Here is a 17,468-nt window from a genome sequence, read left to right as displayed (position 1 = left end):
TGCCGGCGCGCGCGGCGGGCGATCAGCGCTTCTCGATCGGCACGAACTGCAGGTCTTCCGGGCCCGTGTAGTTCGCGCTCGGGCGGATGATCTTGTTGTCGATGCGTTGCTCCATGATGTGCGCGCTCCAGCCCGACGTGCGCGAGATCACGAACAGCGGCGTGAACATCGCGGTCGGCACGCCCATCATGTGGTACGACACCGCGCTGAACCAGTCGAGGTTCGGGAACATCTTCTTCGCGTCCCACATCACCGATTCGAGGCGCTCGGCGATGTTGTACAGCTTCACGTCGCCCGCTTCCTTCGACAGCTTGTGCGCGACGCCCTTGATCACCTTGTTGCGCGGATCGGAGATCGTGTAGACCGGATGGCCGAAGCCGATCACGACTTCCTTGTTCTCGACGCGGCGGCGGATGTCGGCTTCGGCATCGTCCGGCGAGCTGTAGCGGCTCTGGATTTCATACGCGACTTCGTTCGCGCCGCCATGCTTCGGGCCGCGCAGCGCGCCGATCGCGCCGGTGATCGCCGAATAGATGTCCGAGCCCGTGCCCGCGATCACGCGGCCGGTGAACGTCGACGCGTTGAATTCGTGCTCCGCGTACAGGATCAGCGACGTGTGCATCGCCTCGACCCACGACTTCGACGGCGTCTTGCCGTGCAGCAGGTGCAGGAAGTGGCCGCCGATCGAGTCGTCGTCCGTTTCCGTCTCGATGCGCTTGCCGTTGTGCGAGAAGTGATACCAGTACAGCAGCATCGAGCCGAGCGACGCCATCAGGCGGTCGGCGATGTCGCGCGCGCCCGGCAGGTTGTGGTCGTCCTTCTCCGGCAGCACGGTGCCGAGCACCGACACGCCCGTGCGCATCACGTCCATCGGGTGCGCGGACGCCGGGATCTGCTCGAGCGCCACCTTCAACGCGTTCGGCAGGCCGCGCATCGCGCGCAGCTTCGTCTTGTACGCGGCCAGTTCGGTCAGGTTCGGCAGCGTGCCGTGCACGAGCAGGTGCGCGATTTCCTCGAATTCGCACGATTCGGCGACATCGAGAATGTCGTAGCCGCGGTAGTGCAGATCGTTGCCGGTCTTGCCGACCGTGCACAGCGCCGTGTTGCCGGCCGTCACGCCCGACAGCGCCACCGACTTCTTCGGCTTGAATGCGCCTGCGGCGGCCGGTGCTGCTGCGTCTTTCGTCTCGCTCATGTTTCCGTTCTCCAATGTGTATCGGTGGGGTGCGGGCCGCGTTACTTCTTGCCCTGCGCGAACAGCTCGTCGAGCTTGCGCTCGTATTCGTGATAGCCGAGGAAGTCGTACAGCTCGGCGCGCGTCTGCATCGTCGGCACGGCCGCTTTCTGCGTGCCGTCGCGGCGCAGCGTCTCGTAGAAATTCAGTGCCGCCTTGTTCATCGCGCGATACGCACCGCAGCAGTACAGCGCGATGTCGACGTTCGCCTCGCGCAGTTCGTCGAGCGTGAACAGCGGCGTCGAGCCGAATTCGGTCAGATTCGCGAGGATCGGCACCTTCACGGCCGCCTTGAAGCGACGGTAGTCGTCGAGCGACTTCATCGCTTCCGGGAAGATCATGTCCGCGCCGGCTTCGACGTAGGCCACCGCGCGCTCGATCGCCGAGTCGATCCCTTCGGCGGCAGCCGCATCGGTACGCGCCATGATCACGAACTGGTCGTCGGTACGCGCATCGACCGCGGCCTTGACGCGATCGACCATTTCCTCGACCGGCACGACTTCCTTGCCCGGACGGTGGCCGCAGCGCTTCTGGCCGACCTGGTCTTCGAGGTGCACGGCCGCGACGCCGGCCCTGATGAACGAGCGGACCGTGCGCGCGATGTTGAACGCGCCGCCCCAGCCCGTATCGATGTCGACCAGCAACGGCAGGTCGGTCGCGTTGGTGATCCGGCCCGCGTCGATCAGCACGTCTTCCATCGTGCTGATGCCGAGGTCGGGAATGCCGAGCGAGTTCGCGGCGACGCCGCCGCCCGACAGGTACACGGCCTTGAAGCCGACGGCCTGCGCCATCTTGGCCGCATAGGCGGTGATCGCGCCGACCACCTGCAGCGGCTGCTCTGCCGCGACTGCCGCGCGGAATTTCGCGCCGGCGCTCTGAAGATGCGTATTGCTCATGAACGGCCTCCTGATGGAATGCCCGATAACAGCAAGGACCGGGCCAGCTCGCCAAACCTCGCTAACCCACTGATTCTTAAGCAACCGGTACGGGCGCTACAGCGCCTCATGATTTCAATTTGGCAATCTCATGTTTCAAAACTGAAATCGCGCGCGCATAATCGGTCGTCATGGACCTCTCCTCGACCAAGCCCGCCGGCCCGGCCGACCGCACGGTGCGCCCGCGCATCTGGGCGATGGGCATCAGCCGCCTGCGCGACCTGTTTCGCGAGATCGCCGGCGAATTCGACGAACGCGCCGATGTGCGCATCGTGACGCGCGCTTATGAGGATGCGCTCAGCGCGATCGCCGAAGCCGGCGCCGCGCGGCCCGACGTGATCGTCGCGGCCGGCTCGAACGGCGGCTTCCTCAAAACGCGTGCGCAGGTGCCGGTGGTGGTGGTCTCGCCGACCGGCTTCGACGTGATGCAGGCGCTCGCCCGCGCACGGCGCGACGCGTCGCGGATCGCGCTCGTCAGCGCCGGGGAAACGCCGCCCGAAGTACGCCGATTCGTCGCCGCCTACGGCCTCGACGTGCAGTTTGCGTCATATCAGTCCGCGCAGGAAGCGGAAGCCTGTGTGCACGACCTGCGCGATCGCGGCATCGAGACGATCGTCGGCCCCGGCCTCGTCACCGACCTCGCGGCCAGTGCCGGCATGGGCGCGGTGTTCCTGTATTCGCACGCGTCGGTGCGCAAGGCCGTCGAAACGGCGCTCGAAGTCGCGTATGCGACGCATGCCGAGGCGTTCCGCCGCCAACGACTCGACACGCTGCTGCAGCACCTGCGCGACGGCGTCGTTGCACTCGACGCGCGCGGCCGCGTCGAGGCGATCAACGAGCGGCTCGCGTCGGCGCTCGGGGTCGAACCCGCGGCGGCCGTCGGCCGCGCGCTCGTCGACCTGCGGCCCGAGTTGCGCACGCTGCGCGGCGAGGACGGCGATGCGCTCGCGACCGTACGCGGCGTGCGCTACGTCGTGCACCGCGGGCCGCTGGTCGATCGCGGCGTCACGTCGGGCAGCGTGTTGACGTTCCAGGAATCGCGCGCGGTCGAACGGCTCGACCGCGCGTTGCGCTCGCAGCCGACCACGCAGCAGTTCGCCGCGCGCTACGCGCTTGACGACGTGGTCGGCGCATCGGCGCCGATGACGCGCGTGCGCGACCTCGTGCGCCGCTACGCAAAATCCGACGCGACCGTGCTCGTGCTCGGCGAAAGCGGCACCGGCAAGGAAATGATCGCGCAGAGCCTGCACGCGCTGTCCGCGCGGCGCAGCTATCCGTTCGTCGCGGTCAATTGCGGCGCGTTTCCGGAGGCACTGCTCGAGAGCGAGCTGTTCGGCTATGAGGAAGGCGCGTTCACCGGCGCACGGCGCGGCGGCAAGACCGGCCTGTTCGAAGCCGCGCACCGCGGCACGCTGTTCCTCGACGAGATCGGCGAGATGCCGCCGTCGCTGCAGAGCCGGCTGCTGCGCGTGCTGCAGGAGCGCGAGGTGATCCGCCTCGGCTCGACCGAGCCGATCCGCATCGACGTGCGCGTGATCGCCGCGACGCACCGGCCGCTGCTCGCGGCCGTCGAGGCCGGCACGTTCCGCGCGGATCTCTATTACCGGCTCAACATCCTGAACGTCGGCCTGCCGCCGCTGCGCGAGCGCGCGGCCGACCTTCCCGCGCTCGCGGCGACGCTGCTCGTGCAGGCCGCACGGCGCGAACCACGGCTCGCCGAACGCCTGCGCGATGCCGACGACGCGGCGCGCGTGCTCGGCACGACACAGGCGACGCTCGCGCGCTACCGGTGGCCCGGCAACGTGCGCGAACTGCAGAACGTAATCGAGCGGATCGCGGTGGAACTCGCCGAGGACGCCGATGAAGACGATCCAGCGGCCGCCTGCGCCGCACTCGATCCCGACGCGCTGCAGGTGATCGCACCCGAGCTGTTCGCGGCTGCACCCGCCGCAGCCGACACCGATGATGCGCAGACGCTGCACGCGCGCCGCCGCCGCGCGGAAGCCGACGAGATCCGCGCAGCGCTCGACGCGTGCGGCGGCGACCGCGACCGCGCGTGCGCGATGCTCGGCATCAGCAAGACGACGCTGTGGCGGAAGTTGTCGGCGAAATAGGTTCGACTGGCGGCAGGCCGGTCAGTCGGCCTTGTGATAGTGGCGGTACGCCTTCGCGCGATTGCCGCACGACGACATCGAACACCAGCGGCGACTGCCGTTCTTGCTGTCGTCGATGAACAGCCACTGGCATGCGTCGTTCGCGCAACGCTTGACCTTCGCGAGCCGCGCGCCGCCGAGCAGGTCGATCGCCGACCACAGCACCGGGCTCAGCAACCCCGCGAGCGTCGCGCCCGACGCATCGACCCGCCACGCATAACCGCCGTCGACGCGCGCCAGCGCGACGCGCGGCGACGCCTCCGCCAGAAAACCACCGAGCAGCGCGAGATCGTCCGCCTGCGGCTCGCGCTGCTCCGCCTGCGCATGAAAGAGCCGATACAGCGCCTCGCGCAATGCGAGTGCGTGAGCCAGCATCGCCGGCTCGCCCTCCTTCACGCCACGTGCGCGGCACGCTTCCGCCAGGCCGGCCGGCACGCCTGCATGCTCGCGGCACCACGCCAGCAGGTCGTCCATCGTGCCGAAGGTTTCCGTCGGCGGATCGCTGCCGCGCCAGTACAGCGTGTTCATGAAATCGATCCCCAGTGCCTCGGGCGGCGCCGGGATCAGGCAGTCCGTTGTGACGGAAGGTTGCGTTTTGCTCATGACGCGATCGTATCTAACCATCATGCCGGTTGACAAGCATCCGGACGCTTTCTAACATAACCAGCATAGTGGTTATAAAACAGATTGCCGCACGGACGCCCGCTTCAGTTCAAGGAGCCACAGATGATCGATCGCCTTTCGTACGAAGTTATCCACAACGGCCGCGGCCGCGCGTACTACGACAGCACACTCGGCGCATTCCGCTACAAGCGGCTGGCATGGTGGTTATGAGCAGGTTTGCCGCAGTGACGTCCCTCTTCAGTCCAAGGAGCCACAGATGATCGATCACCTTTCGTTCGGCGTTGCCCACATCGGCCGCAGCCGCACCTTCTACGACAGCACGCTCGGCGCACTCGGCTACAAGCGGCTGTACAGCGACGACGGCTCCATCGGGTATGGCACGACCGAGCCGGAGCTGTGGCTGCAGCACGCACCGCGCCCGGTCGCCGCCGATCCCGATTCGGGGCTGCACCTGTCGTTCAAGGCCGCGTCGCCGGTCGAGGTGGACGCGTTCTACCGCGCCGCGCTCGAGCACGGCGGCCGCGACAACGGCGGGCCCGGCAAGCGCGAGCACTACGGCCCCGGTTACTACGCGGCGTTCGTTCTCGATCCGGACGGGTATCGGCTGGAAGCACATTGCGAGCTCGACAACGTCGTGTGACGCCGCCTGCGTATCTCGCGCACAAATGCCAGGGGCCCGATTCCGCACAACGCGGAATCGGGCCCCTGGTTTTGAAGCGTCGGCGACCGGTTACTGCGCGCCGCGCGTGTGCTGAAGCTGCTCGCCGAGCCCTTCGATCCCGAGGCGCACCATCTGGCCGGCCTTCAGGAACACCGGCGACGGCTTGATGCCCATGCCGACGCCCGGCGGCGTGCCGGTCGTGATCACGTCGCCCGGCTGCAGCGTCATGCAGGTCGACAGATAGGCGATCAGCTGTGCGACGGTGAACACCATCGTGCGCGTGTTGCCGTTCTGATAACGGTGGCCGTCGATCTCGAGCCACAGGTCGAGACGCTGCGGATCGGGCACCTCGTCGCGCGTGACGAGCCATGGGCCGATCGGGCCGAACGTGTCGAAACCCTTGCCCTTGTCCCACTGGCCGCCGCGCTCGATCTGCCATTCGCGTTCGGACACGTCGTTGACGACGCAGTAGCCCGCGACGTAATCGAGCGCACTCGCCTCGTCGACGTCCTTGCACTTCGCGCCGATCACGACGCCCAGCTCGACTTCCCAGTCGGTCTTGACCGAGCCCTTCGGGATGTCGATGCCGTCGTTCGGACCGCAGATCGAACTCGTCCACTTGCCGAACACGACCGGCTCCTTCGGCACCGGCATGCCGGCTTCGGCCGCGTGATCGACATAGTTCAGGCCGATGCCGATGAACTTGCCGACATGCCCGACGCACGCGCCGATGCGCGGCTCGCCGGACACGAGCGGCAACGTGGCCGGATCGATCCCGCGCAGCCGTGCGAGGCCCGCGTCGGACAGCACGTCGCCGGCGAGATCCGCCACATGGGCGGACAGGTCGCGGATCCGGCCGTCCGCGTCGAGGATACCGGGCCTTTCCTGGCCGGACGGGCCATAGCGAAGCAGTTTCATCGTGCTCAACCTCTGTTGTCGAATGGGACAGGATACCGGCCGACGCGGCCTTTCGCGGCCGCGCGCCGGACTGATTGTCGATCGTCGATTGCGCGCGTCGGCACCGCATCCGGCGGGCGGTTCGACGCGCGAGGGTCGCGCGGGCGCAGCGATCGCGGCGCCGGACGAAAGTACGGCGCGCATCGAACGGGCGGCCGCCGGTCTGCGCATCGGCGACGACGGCCCGGCACCCGCGACGCGTGCCTGCCCATGCCGGCCGGCTTCACGCGCGGCCGCACCGTCGCTGGCCCGCAAGCCTTTGTACCATCGGCCGCGCGCCGTGAAATGACGCGCGACGGATACCGACTATTGGTGCGCCTGCCGACGTTGCGGCGCAGCATTGGATGCGCATGCATCGACCGTTCGGTCGTGACGGCCGGCAGCGCCTGCCATCGGTACACGAATACTGGATATTCGGGGTGGCCCTGTCATCGGAAACGTTTGCCCATCCGTTCTTGTCCGGTAATGATCGGTAAAAAGACGCTGCATTGCACACCGTATGTTTATTGCTAAGCTCCTACGAATGGCTTTCACCGCCATACGCGGGCCCGGCTCATACGTGCAGAAACGGCCAGCGTGCGTCGCCAACCGAACGACGGCAATCCCCAACCTCACACCGATAATGCAAACAACCCACGACCCGCTTCCCGGCTGCGACGCACGGGAATCGATGGCCGCTATCGACCGCTATCGCGCCCCTGCACTCGACAAGGGCCTCGACATTCTCGAACTCCTGTCGGAACAGAAAGAAGGGCTCACCCGCACCGAGATCACGAAGGAACTCGGCCGCAACGCGAGCGAAATCTACCGGATGCTCGAGCGCCTCGTCGCGCGCCGCTACGTGATGCGCTCGACCGGCGGCGACCGCTACACGCTCAGTCTCAAGCTGTTCGCGCTCGCGCACCGGCATCCGCCGATGAACCGGCTGATTGCCGAGGCGCTCCCGCCGATGCAGCGCTTCGCCGATGCCGCCGAGCAGTCGTGCCACCTGTGCGTCTACGATCGCGGCAACCTGCTCGTGATCGCGCAGGTGGACGGGCCTGGCCCTTGGGGCGTGTCGGTCCGCCTCGGTTCGCGTGTCGGGCTCGCCGATACGGCGTCGGGTCGCATGATGCTGGCATTCCAGAGCGCCGAGCAGCGTGCGCACATGCTGACCGAGCACCGCAAGGTCAAGGGCGAAGCCCCGCTGCACGAGCAGGAGCTCGCGATTGCGTGCCAGTCCATCCGGCAGTCCGGCTACCTGCGCCAGGACAGCCGCCAGGCGTACGGCGTGACCGATCTGACCGTACCGATCCTCGGGCCGTCCGGCCATGCGATCGCGGTGCTGACCTGCCCGTACATGCGCCGGATCGACGCACACGCGGCGCCGTCCGTCGACGTGGTCGTCGAAGCGTTGCGCGACACGGCCGCCCATCTGTCGATGGGCCGCACCGAGACCTGCTGACACGCAGGTTCGACGACACGCACCGGGCACGGCACGATGGCGCCGGCCCCGGTTGCGCGCGACGCCCGCGCGGCACGCGATGCACGATGTCGCATCGCGCGCCCGCGGCGCTACGCTAAAATAGCGGCCCTCTCAAAAACTACGGCGGCCGGTTGTCACGGCCGTCGTGTCCGATGGATGTCATGGCCAAACTTCTGAACGATCAAGAATTCCAGCGTTTCTCCGAACTTCAGCAGAAGCAGGCAAGCTTCACGATCACGCCCGAGGAAGCGGACGAGCTGCGCGACATCGTCGCGCGCGCGCAGCAGAAGCGCGACGATCGTGCCGCCGCAATGCAGGCGATCGAGAACTACATCGAGCAGTTCGACATCACGCCTGACGAACTCTTCTCGCCCGAACAGATCGGCGAAGCGGCCCGTACCTACGGGCTCATCACGGCGACCAAGAAGGAACGCACGCTGCCGCCGTCGATCACGTTCAACGGCAAGCCGTACCAGTGGACCAAGACGCTTCCCGACGACGTGCGCGGCGCCCTGTTCGACGCATTCACGTCCGGCGAATCGGTCAAGCGCTTCATCGCGATGCCGAAAGACATCGCGCGCTGTGCCCTGACGATCGCCCGCCTCGAGCGCGAAACCGGTGCCGTCTATGCCGATCCGCACCTCGAGGAACTCGCGATTTCGCGCGACCAGGTGAACGACGCGGCAGCGAAACTCGCAGCGTAATTCTGTTTGCGGGCACGGTTCATGCGTGCCCGCACCCGCGCGTGACGCCGGCATTGGCCGGCGCCGCGCCCGCGGGAATCGTGCATCCGCATGCTCCCGAAAAGTCTCACCTCAGCGTCCTGCAAGCGCTCACCCTGGCCTCCCGAAAAAGCTCACCCAACGCTCCTGGAGACCCTCACCAACGCCTCCCGAATGTCCTCACCGACACCTCCCGCAGGTGCTCACCGACGCGTCCCGGAAAGGCTCACCGGCACCTCCCGCAAGGTCTCACCGGCTGTTCCCGCGAAGGCTCACCGAACGCTTCCCGTATCGGCTCACCTTGCCGTCCCGGAAAAGCTCACGCATGGGCTCCCGAAAAGTCTCACCTTAGTGCCGGTTTCGAATCGGCGAGGCCAGAATGCGGGCGCGAATGCGTGATTGCACATCGCTTGGAACGGCTTGCCGGGCAAGTATCGCGGCATGCGGTGGCGTGTCTCGGGACACCATGAGCACATCGATATCGCCTCGGCGGACACGCCCGATACGGACGCGGACGCTTCGTTCACGAGACCGGATCAAGTAATTTGCATTCCTGATCGAATTTTCTGATTCTGCTTGCAACATCGCGAACATCGAAGACGTCGGCCGCATGCAACGCCGTCATGCATCGGGCCGCAACCCGACGCTTACGGCTGCAACTTCATCCTGAATCCCACGACGCCGGGCTCCTCCGTCGTCGCCACCGAAAAGCCGCACGATTTCGCGAGCGAGATCATCGCGGTGTTCTCGCGCAACGCCTCGCCGATCATCCACGCAGTGCCACGCGAGCGCGCGTAGTCGATGATGCGGGCCATCATCAGCCGGCCGAGCCCCTTGCCCTTTTGATCCGGGCGCACCGCGATTGCGAATTCCGCCGTCTCGTTGTCGGGATCGGCCACCGCACGCGCCACCGCAAGCGTGTGGTCGCGCCCCGACACATCGGTGAACGACACGATGAAAGCCATCTCACGGTCGTAGTCGATCTGCGTCATGCGCGCCACCTGCGAATGGTCGAAGCTGCGCACCGCGCCGAAGAAACGCATCCGCAGATCGTCCGGCGTCATCGCGCCGAGCAGTTCGTTGTGCGCGGCCTCGTCTTCCGGACGGATCGGCCGGATCGTCACCGTCTCGCCCCGCCACTCGAGCGTCTGCTCGAGGTGGCGCGGATACGGCATGATCGCGAGCCGGCTGCGCCCCGTGGCCAGCGTGATGCGCGGCGCGAGCACACGCGCACGATCGGACAGCACGCGCAGCGTGACCGACATCGCGACGACTTCGCGCACGTCGCAAACGACCTGCGACAGCGCCGTCAGCGCATCGAGCGCCGGCTCGACGGGCGTGCTGCGCGCATACGGCGAGCGCTCCATCACCGCACGGGCAAGCACGGTGTTCAGCGGTGGCAGGCCGTAGACGACGAACGGCGCCGACACGCCGTCCGCCGGCGGCACGGCATAGCGAAACACCGGGCCGAAGTTCGCATCGTCGTACATGTCGACCGTGATATCGACGACCTTCGTACCGGCAGGCTCGTTGGCCTGCTCGCCCTGCAAGCCGAAATGGGACAGCCAGCGCAGCGCGGCCTCGCCGCCGAGATCAGGCTGGCCGGCTTCGACCATCCGGCGCGCGTCGGCCTGTGCGGATGCCACGCATTCGGCCGGCTGCGGCGGCGAGCCCTCCGGCGTCTGCATCAGCAGTTGCCGCCCGAGGTTGTAGTCGACGAGACGCGCATACGCGCGTGCGAGCCGCTGCGGCGTCGTGTGCACGGGAATGCCGTTCGCATGCAGCGCATCGCGCGTCACCGCGTCGACCGCGCCGAAGAAACACGCGAGGATGCCGCGATGCGCGTGCTGCCGCGAGTCGATCAGCGTGCGCGCGACCGACTCGGCCGGCGCACTGTGGGACGTCGAATGGACGACGAACAGCGTGCCCGTTTGCGGAAACGGCGCGAGCGCCCTGATCGCCGCGGCAAAGTGCTCGGGGCGCGCATCGTCGCCCAGCGTGAGCGGATTGCCGGGCGCCGCGAGATGCGGCAGCGCGGCCGCCACGGCCGACGTTGCCGCGGGCGACCAGTCGGCCAGCACGTCGCGCACCTCGGCAACCGCATCGACCGCGAGTTTCGCGACGCCGGCATCGCTGGTGACGAGCGTCGCCGCGCCACGCGCGGTGACGCGGCCGACACCAAGCGTTTCGATTTCGTCGAGCAGATCGTCGAGCGCATCGACGCGCACCATGCCCGCGCGCTGGAACGCCGCCGTATAGAGTGCGTCGCCGGGATCGGCTCGGCCGGTGCGCAATGCGAGCACCGGTTTGTTGCGTGCCGCCGCGCGCGCCGCCGACATGAACTTGCGCGCCGCACGCACGGTATCGAGTTCGAGCAGGATCGCGCGCGTGCCGGGATCGCTTGCCAGATAGTCGAGCACGTCGCCCGCATCGACGTCGGATTCGCTGCCGAGCGCGACGACATGCGAAAAGCCGAGGCCCCGCGCATCGGCCCAGCCGAGCACTGCGTTCGTCAATGCGTTCGATTGCGATACCCACGCGACGCCGCCCGATCGCGCCGTATACGCCGGCGCGCCGAAATGCGCATGCCGCGCGGGCGACAGCACGCCGAGGCTGCCGGGCCCGACGATACGGAGCACGAATGGCTTCGCCGCCTTCAGCGTGCGATCGACCGCTGCGCGATCGGCATCCGTGCGCGCCTCGCCGACGATCACCGCGACGCGCGTGCCGAGCTCACCGAGCTTGCGCACGATGCCGGCCCAGGTTGCAGGTGGCGTGCAGATCACGGCAACCGACGGCGGCGCGGGCAGCCGGTCGACGTCGGCGACGACCGCATGCCCGTCCAGCTCGCGATATTTGGGATTGACGGGCCACACGGGCCCCTGGAACGCGCCGCCGAGCACACGCGACCACACCATCGCGCCGATACTGCCCGCGCGCGATGACGCGCCGACGACCGCAACGGACTTGGGCTGGAACAACGCATCGAGATGGCGAACGGTCACATCGGCTCCTGCGGTGACGAAAGACGGCACGATCGGCATACGCCCGGGCAGGCCGGGCACCGATCGACGCGAACCCCAAGCATAGGCGAAGCGCCTGCGGCTGCCTATATGCCGAACGGCCGACTGTTCGACGAACATCAACGCTCGCACCATGGACCTGCAACACACGCAGCCCGGCATCGCGGCGCCGTCGCGGCCGCTTTCTCAAAGGTGAGGATTTACAGGAGCCATGGTGAGTATCTTCGGGAATTGCACGACACACCGCGCAAACCAGCGAAAGGTGATGAATATCCGCTGCGCGCATGCACCGGGAAAATGGCGAATGCCAATGCGCGTGTGCTGCGTCATTGCACGGTTGTTTACCGGAATTCCCCGCAATATGCAGCCGGATCGCGGCGAATTCGCAAAACCGGATCCGTTAATTGCGCGGCATTGCACTTCAATTCGCTCGGGAAAATCGCAGGCCGCCTGCGCAAAAACAAAACGGTGCGACGGCCGCATGGCCATTCGCACCGTCGTTCAACTCACGAAAGGTGAGGATTTTCGGGAGTCAGTCCTTGATCAGGAAACGTGCGCGGTTCTTGCCGAGCCAGGTCGGCGACCGCCCGCGGCCAGTCCACGTTTCGCCCGTTTTCGGGTTCAGGTATTTCGGCGGCAGCGTCCGCTTGGGCTTCGCGGCAGCAACGGGAGACGCCCCCACCGGACGAAAACCGAGCTCTTCCGGCGTAATGTCGTATTCCTCGATTTTCGCGCGGATATCCGCAATTGCGTCGGCAATCGCCTTTTCACGTTCCTTGTCGATCTTTTGCTGAAGCCTTTCGAGCTGTGCGGTCAGTTGCCTGTAGGTCGCCATATGGATGGGACTCCGTGAGTGTTATTCATGAAAAACAGGTGACTCAATGCAAACAGAAAAGCGCTTCGCCCGATCGTGATCTCCTCAACCGGTCATTTCGGGATCAATAACCGCTCTTCTTCTTGCACGCGAAGAGAAGATTTCGCACGGCGTCATCAGTCGATTGCTGGATCACCTCGAAATCCCCGTTGCACATGGCCCGGGCATTGTCCGTGCAATTGCTCCAGTCGCTGCCGGTGCATTGCACCTGCGTGGTCGGACGCCCGTCCGAAGTGAACAGCGGAGCACTGCCACCGCACCCGCCGAGCCCCGCAACCAGGACCAGCATTGCGGCCGCCCGAGGCCACCGACAGACCGACGCAAGCATGTGTTTCATTGTTCTTCCCGTCAACCATTTTCTGAATGTCGCGAGTATGCCATGCGCGACCCTTCATCCGTCAGTTCGGCGTACGGTCGGGCTGACCGCGCGCCTTGTACGGCAAGTGCTTGCGCGGATCGTCGGTGATGCGAACGAAAACCTGCTCGACGTCCGGAAGCGCCTCGAATTCGCGTTGCAGCGCCTGGCGGTCGAACGCCGTATCCGCGCATCCTTCGACGTAGATGAAACGTCGCTGCACGGTGATCCACAGGCTCGTGCCGCGCAGATGATCGGAGCCGGCAAAGTGCGCTTTCGCCGCATCGGCGATCGACGCGTCATACATATACGAGTTCGGCTTCGTGCAGCGGTGGGCGAGCCAGCAGGTCGTGCCGCGTTCGGCGCGGTAATGCGCATCGTCCGTCATCTCGGCGCGCGTCATCCACGGGCCGAGCGGCAGCGGACATTCGGCCACGTCCTGCGACAGCGCGACGAACGGATCGTTGTACCAGTTGCGCCGCGCTTCAGGCGCATCGGTGTCGCCGGCCTGTGCACATGCGGAAGTCGCCAGCAACAGGGTCAGCCAGCCTGCGATGCCGATCCGCTTCATCGTGATCTCCTGTTCGATGCTTCACGTCCGGCCGCATCGGCTTCGCCGACCAGCCTACCGGTCGATGCCGAGCGCCGCCAGTTTCTTGTACAGCGTCGCGCGGCCGATCCCGATGCGCGCGGCCGCTTCGACGACCTTCCCGTCGCAGGCCGCCAGCGCATCGGTCAGGAACTGGCGCTCCCATGCCGCCAATGCGTCGGCATACGAAGCGGCCGGTGCGCCGGATTCACCCGTCGCATCGCCCGCGCGCTGCCCGACCGGCACCGCTGCCGCCGGCTTGACCGGTGATGCGCCGTCCGTCGATACGCGCACCGGTCCGAGAAACGGTGCGAGCGCGCGCGCATCGATTACCGAACGGTCCGACAACATCAGCGCGCGTTCGAGCGTATTGCGCAACTCGCGTACGTTGCCGGGCCACGGATACGCGCACAACATGCGCAGCGCATCGTCGGTCAGCTCGCAGTGCGCGGCGCGCCCGTGCTGCGCGGCCAGCTCCTCGAGCGTCGCATAGACGAGCGCCGCGATGTCGGACGCGCGGTCGCGCAGCGGCGGCGCATGGATCGTCAGCACGTTCAGCCGGTAATAGAGATCCGCGCGAAAACGCCCGGCCGCCACGAGCGCCGGCAGGTCGGCCGACGTGGCGGCGATGATCCGGACGTCCGCGCGCACGATCCGGTTCGAGCCGACCGGCTCGAACTCCTTGTCCTGCAGCACACGCAGCAGTTTGCCCTGCAACGGCAGCGGCATGTCGCCGATCTCGTCGAGGAACAGCGTGCCGCGGTCGGCCAGCTCGAACTTGCCGACGCGGCCCTTGCGATCGGCGCCCGTGTACGCGCCGGGCGCCGCGCCGAAGAATTCGGTTTCGAGCAGCGTGTCGGGAATCGCGGCGACGTTGACGGTCACGAGCGGCTGGAGCGCGCGTGCCGACGCCGCATGGATCGCGTGCGCGAGCAGTTCCTTGCCGGTGCCCGTCTCGCCGAGCAGCAGCACCGGCGAATCGACCTGGGCGGCACGACGCGCCTGGCGCTTGGTTTCGAGGCTCGCGGCGCTCGTGCCGACGAAGCTCGCAAACGTGTATTTCGCGCGGCGCGCCTGCGCGAGCGAGCGCTGCGTCGCGATCAGCTGCTGCTGAAGCTGCGCGTAGCGGGAAAAGATCGGCGTGAGCGTCTTCAACTGGTCGAACAGCGCGAAGCCGATCGCGCCGACCGTCTCGCCCGCCTCGTTCTTCAGCGGCAGGCGCGTGACGACGAGCGGCTCGCGGCCCGTCTCCATGATGTCGAGCAGGATCGGCTGCCCGGTCGACACGACCTCGCGCATCAGGCTGTTCGGGATCACGGTCTCGCAGTCGAGGCCGACGGCCTGCTGCGGATCGGCGAAACCGAAGCGCGCCGCATAACGCTCGTTCATCCACACGACGCGCGCATCGCGATCGACGACCACCGTGCCCGCACTCGAATCCTCGAAGGTCCGGAACAGCGACTCGGCGGCGCGCCGCAGCACGTCGCCATAGTTGACGGGCAGGCGGGCCCAGTCATTCATCATCGTGTCTTCGTCTCCGTGTATCGTCGACCGGATGTCTCCGGAACGAGACGGATTATCTCATTCTGGAGACGTGCCGCAATGCGTTGTCCGGGAAAGCCCTGCCCGAATTCGCGGGCTGGCCGGACGGCCATATCGTCTCCAGATGGAGACGTTTTATGTAGAATCGTCAGACATAGGCCGGCGCGGGCCCGCCAGCCTCCGGCGGACCCATGTCCGGCGGCGCAATCCGGCCGATGGCACGAAACCTGCACGAACCTGAGCCGGTCCGCGGCGCATCGCGCGATCGAACAACAACCAAAGCCATTAGGAGACTCCCCTTGTCTTTCGTGATCGTCCTCGCCGCGCTGGCGTTCCTGATGTTCGCCGCCTATCGCGGCTACAGCGTGATCCTGTTCGCGCCGATCGCCGCGCTCGGCGCGGTGCTCCTGACCGAACCCGCCGCCGTCGCCCCGGTCTTCTCCGGCATCTTCATGGAGAAGATGGTCGGCTTCGTCAAACTGTATTTCCCGGTCTTCATGCTCGGCGCCGTGTTCGGCAAGGTGATCGAACTGTCCGGGTTCTCCGAGTCGATCGTCCATGCGGCGATCCGCTATATCGGCCGCTCCCGCGCGAATGCGGTGATCGTCGCGGTGTGCGCGCTGCTCACCTATGGCGGCGTGTCGCTGTTCGTCGTGGTGTTCGCGGTCTATCCGTTCGCGGCCGAACTCTATCGCCAGAGCAACATCCCGAAACGGCTGATGCCCGGTGCCATCGCGCTCGGCGCGTTCTCGTTCACGATGGATTCGCTGCCGGGCACGCCGCAGATCCAGAACATCATCCCGACCACGTTCTTCAAGACGACCGCCTGGGCCGCGCCCGCGCTCGGCACGATCGGCTCGCTGTTCATCATCGTCGTCGGCCTCACGTATCTCGAATGGCGCCGCCGTTCGGCCATGGCGAAGGGCGAAGGCTACGGCACGTCGCTCGTCAACGAGCCGGAGCGCGTCGAGACGAAGGCGCTGCCGCATCCCGCGCTGGCGATCCTGCCGCTGATCCTCGTCGGCGTGTCGAACTTCGCGTTCACGAAGCTGATCCCGCAGTGGTACGGCGCCGCGTCGTACACGGTCGCGCCGGACGTGCTGCCGGGCGTGCATGCACCGGTCACCACGTCGATCAAGACGGTCGTCGCGATCTGGTCGGTCGAGGCCGCGTTGCTGCTTGGCATCGTGCTGGTCTTGCTGACCGCGTTCAAGCGCGTCAGCGGCCGCTTCGCGACCGGCTCGAAGGCCGCCGTCGCCGGCGCGCTGCTCGCCGCGATGAATACCGCGTCGGAATACGGCTTCGGCGGCGTGATCGCCGCGCTGCCGGGCTTCCTCGTCGTCAGCGATGCGCTGAAGAGCATCCCGAACCCGCTCGTCAACGCGGCCGTGTCGGTCAGCTCGCTCGCCGGTATCACGGGCTCCGCGTCCGGCGGCATGAGCATCGCGCTCGCCGCGATGTCGGACGTGTTCATCAAGGGCGCGCAGGCCGCCAACATCCCGATGGACGTGCTGCACCGGGTCGTCGCGATGGCGAGCGGCGGCATGGACACGCTGCCGCACAACGGCGCGGTCATCACGCTGCTCGCGGTCACGGGCCTCACGCACCGCGAGTCGTATCGCGACATCTTCGCGGTCACCGTCATCAAGACGCTCGCGGTGTTCTTCGTGATCGCCGTGTACTACGCGACGGGGCTCGTGTAAGTCCGTGCATGAGGCGGCGTCCCGCACGCCGCTTCACGACCCGCGCTCCAGGATCGGACCGCATGCGAACCGGAAAGGATGCCGGCATTCGCATCCGGTCCGATTTTATTTGCCCGCTCGCCGGGCCCGGCCAACGCCACGTCACCGCGTCACCGCGTGCCTGTGCGGCACGCCGGACGCCATCCGGCATCCCCGCCGCGTGTCCATTGTTGCCCGCAGCAAAACACTGCGTTGGGCGCGATCGCATTTTTCCCTCGCCCGCTCCGGCCTACACTGGTTTCAACGTCGCACGGCGCTTCGGCGAACGAAGCGCGGCGATTTACCGGAATCGTGGAGGTCCCGATCATGAAGCACCTGATCCAAGCCGTTGCCATCGCCGTCGCCGTCTCGGCCCCGCTCGCCGCGCAAGCACAGTCGAACCCGCCGCTGACGCGCGCGCAGGTCCATGCCGAAGTCAAGGCGCTGAAGCAGGCCGGCTTCCAGTCGAGCGACTGGTTCTATCCGGCCAGCATCGTTTCCGCCGAAGCGAAGATCGCCCGCCAGCACGATGCCGGATACGGCAGTGATCGCGGCGCATCGTCGGAGTCGGGCCGGTAATCGGTCGTCCGGCCCGCCCGACGATGCCGTCGTG

General features: G+C 66.8%; 16 protein-coding genes. 6 read left to right on the top strand and 10 right to left on the bottom strand.

Annotated elements, in window-relative coordinates:
• Positions 1–22: 22 nt before the first annotated feature.
• Both prpC and prpB read right to left on the bottom strand, forming a co-directional pair.
• A complete protein-coding gene (gene prpC, locus AC5LXK_RS17510) occupies positions 23–1,195 on the bottom strand; it encodes a bifunctional 2-methylcitrate synthase/citrate synthase (protein WP_493392749.1) in 1,173 nt (390 codons plus the stop codon).
• A 41-nt stretch (positions 1,196–1,236) separates the two neighbouring features.
• Positions 1,237–2,130: a methylisocitrate lyase gene (gene prpB, locus AC5LXK_RS17505; protein WP_493385825.1), complete on the bottom strand. Its 894-nt coding sequence runs from the start codon at positions 2,128–2,130 to the stop codon at positions 1,237–1,239.
• Positions 2,131–2,300: 170 nt separating this feature from the next.
• On the opposite strand from prpB, the gene prpR reads away from it, so the two are divergent.
• Entirely contained in the window at positions 2,301–4,283 is a 1,983-nt protein-coding gene (gene prpR, locus AC5LXK_RS17500; RefSeq protein WP_493392748.1) for a propionate catabolism operon regulatory protein PrpR, read from the top strand.
• 21 nt (positions 4,284–4,304) lie between these two features.
• Here the strand turns inward: prpR and AC5LXK_RS17495 are convergent, their stop codons facing one another.
• Positions 4,305–4,925 carry a CGNR zinc finger domain-containing protein gene (locus tag AC5LXK_RS17495; RefSeq protein ID WP_493392747.1) on the bottom strand — a complete coding sequence of 207 codons (621 nt, stop codon included), beginning with the start codon at positions 4,923–4,925 and terminating at the stop codon, positions 4,305–4,307.
• 277 nt (positions 4,926–5,202) lie between these two features.
• On the opposite strand from AC5LXK_RS17495, the gene AC5LXK_RS17490 reads away from it, so the two are divergent.
• Complete coding sequence (locus tag AC5LXK_RS17490; RefSeq protein ID WP_493392746.1) at positions 5,203–5,586, top strand: VOC family protein; 384 nt, start codon at positions 5,203–5,205, stop codon at positions 5,584–5,586.
• Between the two features lie 90 nt (positions 5,587–5,676).
• On the opposite strand, the gene AC5LXK_RS17485 is transcribed toward AC5LXK_RS17490, so the two are convergent.
• Positions 5,677–6,525 carry an ureidoglycolate lyase gene (locus AC5LXK_RS17485; protein ID WP_493392745.1) on the bottom strand — a complete coding sequence of 283 codons (849 nt, stop codon included), beginning with the start codon at positions 6,523–6,525 and terminating at the stop codon, positions 5,677–5,679.
• A 661-nt stretch (positions 6,526–7,186) separates the two neighbouring features.
• Here AC5LXK_RS17485 and AC5LXK_RS17480 point away from each other — a divergent pair.
• Positions 7,187–8,008 (top strand): IclR family transcriptional regulator, encoded by an 822-nt coding sequence (locus AC5LXK_RS17480; RefSeq protein ID WP_493392744.1) that lies wholly within the window; start codon positions 7,187–7,189, stop codon positions 8,006–8,008.
• A 173-nt stretch (positions 8,009–8,181) separates the two neighbouring features.
• Positions 8,182–8,733: a hypothetical protein gene (locus AC5LXK_RS17475; protein WP_493392743.1), complete on the top strand. Its 552-nt coding sequence runs from the start codon at positions 8,182–8,184 to the stop codon at positions 8,731–8,733.
• 665 nt (positions 8,734–9,398) lie between these two features.
• On the opposite strand, the gene AC5LXK_RS17470 is transcribed toward AC5LXK_RS17475, so the two are convergent.
• The 6 genes from AC5LXK_RS17470 to AC5LXK_RS17445 all read right to left on the bottom strand — a co-directional run bounded on the left by AC5LXK_RS17470 (position 9,399) and on the right by AC5LXK_RS17445 (position 15,116).
• Positions 9,399–11,756, bottom strand: coding sequence for a GNAT family N-acetyltransferase (locus AC5LXK_RS17470; protein ID WP_493392742.1), 2,358 nt, complete (start codon positions 11,754–11,756; stop codon positions 9,399–9,401).
• A gap of 204 nt (positions 11,757–11,960) precedes the next feature.
• Positions 11,961–12,263, bottom strand: coding sequence for a hypothetical protein (locus AC5LXK_RS17465; protein WP_493392741.1), 303 nt, complete (start codon positions 12,261–12,263; stop codon positions 11,961–11,963).
• 43 nt (positions 12,264–12,306) lie between these two features.
• On the bottom strand, positions 12,307–12,609 hold the full coding sequence (locus tag AC5LXK_RS17460; protein WP_493392740.1) for an H-NS histone family protein: 303 nt from the start codon (positions 12,607–12,609) through the stop codon (positions 12,307–12,309).
• A 103-nt stretch (positions 12,610–12,712) separates the two neighbouring features.
• Positions 12,713–12,985 (bottom strand): hypothetical protein, encoded by a 273-nt coding sequence (locus tag AC5LXK_RS17455; RefSeq protein ID WP_063805267.1) that lies wholly within the window; start codon positions 12,983–12,985, stop codon positions 12,713–12,715.
• 61 nt (positions 12,986–13,046) lie between these two features.
• A complete protein-coding gene (locus AC5LXK_RS17450; RefSeq protein WP_493392739.1) occupies positions 13,047–13,574 on the bottom strand; it encodes a BON domain-containing protein in 528 nt (175 codons plus the stop codon).
• 54 nt (positions 13,575–13,628) lie between these two features.
• Positions 13,629–15,116 carry a sigma-54 interaction domain-containing protein gene (locus AC5LXK_RS17445; RefSeq protein ID WP_493392738.1) on the bottom strand — a complete coding sequence of 496 codons (1,488 nt, stop codon included), beginning with the start codon at positions 15,114–15,116 and terminating at the stop codon, positions 13,629–13,631.
• 317 nt (positions 15,117–15,433) lie between these two features.
• Here AC5LXK_RS17445 and AC5LXK_RS17440 point away from each other — a divergent pair, with 317 nt between their 5' ends.
• Together AC5LXK_RS17440 and AC5LXK_RS17435 are read left to right on the top strand one after the other, a co-directional pair.
• Positions 15,434–16,837 (top strand): GntP family permease, encoded by a 1,404-nt coding sequence (locus tag AC5LXK_RS17440; protein WP_493392737.1) that lies wholly within the window; start codon positions 15,434–15,436, stop codon positions 16,835–16,837.
• A gap of 345 nt (positions 16,838–17,182) precedes the next feature.
• Positions 17,183–17,434, top strand: coding sequence for a DUF4148 domain-containing protein (locus AC5LXK_RS17435; RefSeq protein WP_493392736.1), 252 nt, complete (start codon positions 17,183–17,185; stop codon positions 17,432–17,434).
• The last annotated feature ends 34 nt before the right edge of the window (positions 17,435–17,468 follow it).

The sequence above is a fragment of the Burkholderia pulmonis genome, from assembly GCF_984667975.1.
The sequence above is the reverse complement of the archived record's forward strand: the minus strand, read 5'-3'. Positions and strand labels throughout refer to the sequence as shown.

Bases quoted from the DNA above. Each gene is read 5' to 3' on its own strand.
- prpC (WP_493392749.1), bottom strand. From the start codon at position 1,195: ATGAGCGAGACGAAAGACGCAGCAGCACCGGCCGCCGCAGGCGCATTC.
- prpB (WP_493385825.1), bottom strand. From the start codon at position 2,130: ATGAGCAATACGCATCTTCAGAGCGCCGGCGCGAAATTCCGCGCGGCA.
- prpR (WP_493392748.1), top strand. From the start codon at position 2,301: ATGGACCTCTCCTCGACCAAGCCCGCCGGCCCGGCCGACCGCACGGTG.
- AC5LXK_RS17495 (WP_493392747.1), bottom strand. From the start codon at position 4,925: ATGAGCAAAACGCAACCTTCCGTCACAACGGACTGCCTGATCCCGGCG.
- AC5LXK_RS17490 (WP_493392746.1), top strand. From the start codon at position 5,203: ATGATCGATCACCTTTCGTTCGGCGTTGCCCACATCGGCCGCAGCCGC.
- AC5LXK_RS17485 (WP_493392745.1), bottom strand. From the start codon at position 6,525: ATGAAACTGCTTCGCTATGGCCCGTCCGGCCAGGAAAGGCCCGGTATC.
- AC5LXK_RS17480 (WP_493392744.1), top strand. From the start codon at position 7,187: ATGCAAACAACCCACGACCCGCTTCCCGGCTGCGACGCACGGGAATCG.
- AC5LXK_RS17475 (WP_493392743.1), top strand. From the start codon at position 8,182: ATGGATGTCATGGCCAAACTTCTGAACGATCAAGAATTCCAGCGTTTC.
- AC5LXK_RS17465 (WP_493392741.1), bottom strand. From the start codon at position 12,263: ATGGCCATGCGGCCGTCGCACCGTTTTGTTTTTGCGCAGGCGGCCTGC.
- AC5LXK_RS17460 (WP_493392740.1), bottom strand. From the start codon at position 12,609: ATGGCGACCTACAGGCAACTGACCGCACAGCTCGAAAGGCTTCAGCAA.
- AC5LXK_RS17455 (WP_063805267.1), bottom strand. From the start codon at position 12,985: ATGAAACACATGCTTGCGTCGGTCTGTCGGTGGCCTCGGGCGGCCGCA.
- AC5LXK_RS17450 (WP_493392739.1), bottom strand. From the start codon at position 13,574: ATGAAGCGGATCGGCATCGCAGGCTGGCTGACCCTGTTGCTGGCGACT.
- AC5LXK_RS17445 (WP_493392738.1), bottom strand. From the start codon at position 15,116: ATGATGAATGACTGGGCCCGCCTGCCCGTCAACTATGGCGACGTGCTG.
- AC5LXK_RS17435 (WP_493392736.1), top strand. From the start codon at position 17,183: ATGAAGCACCTGATCCAAGCCGTTGCCATCGCCGTCGCCGTCTCGGCC.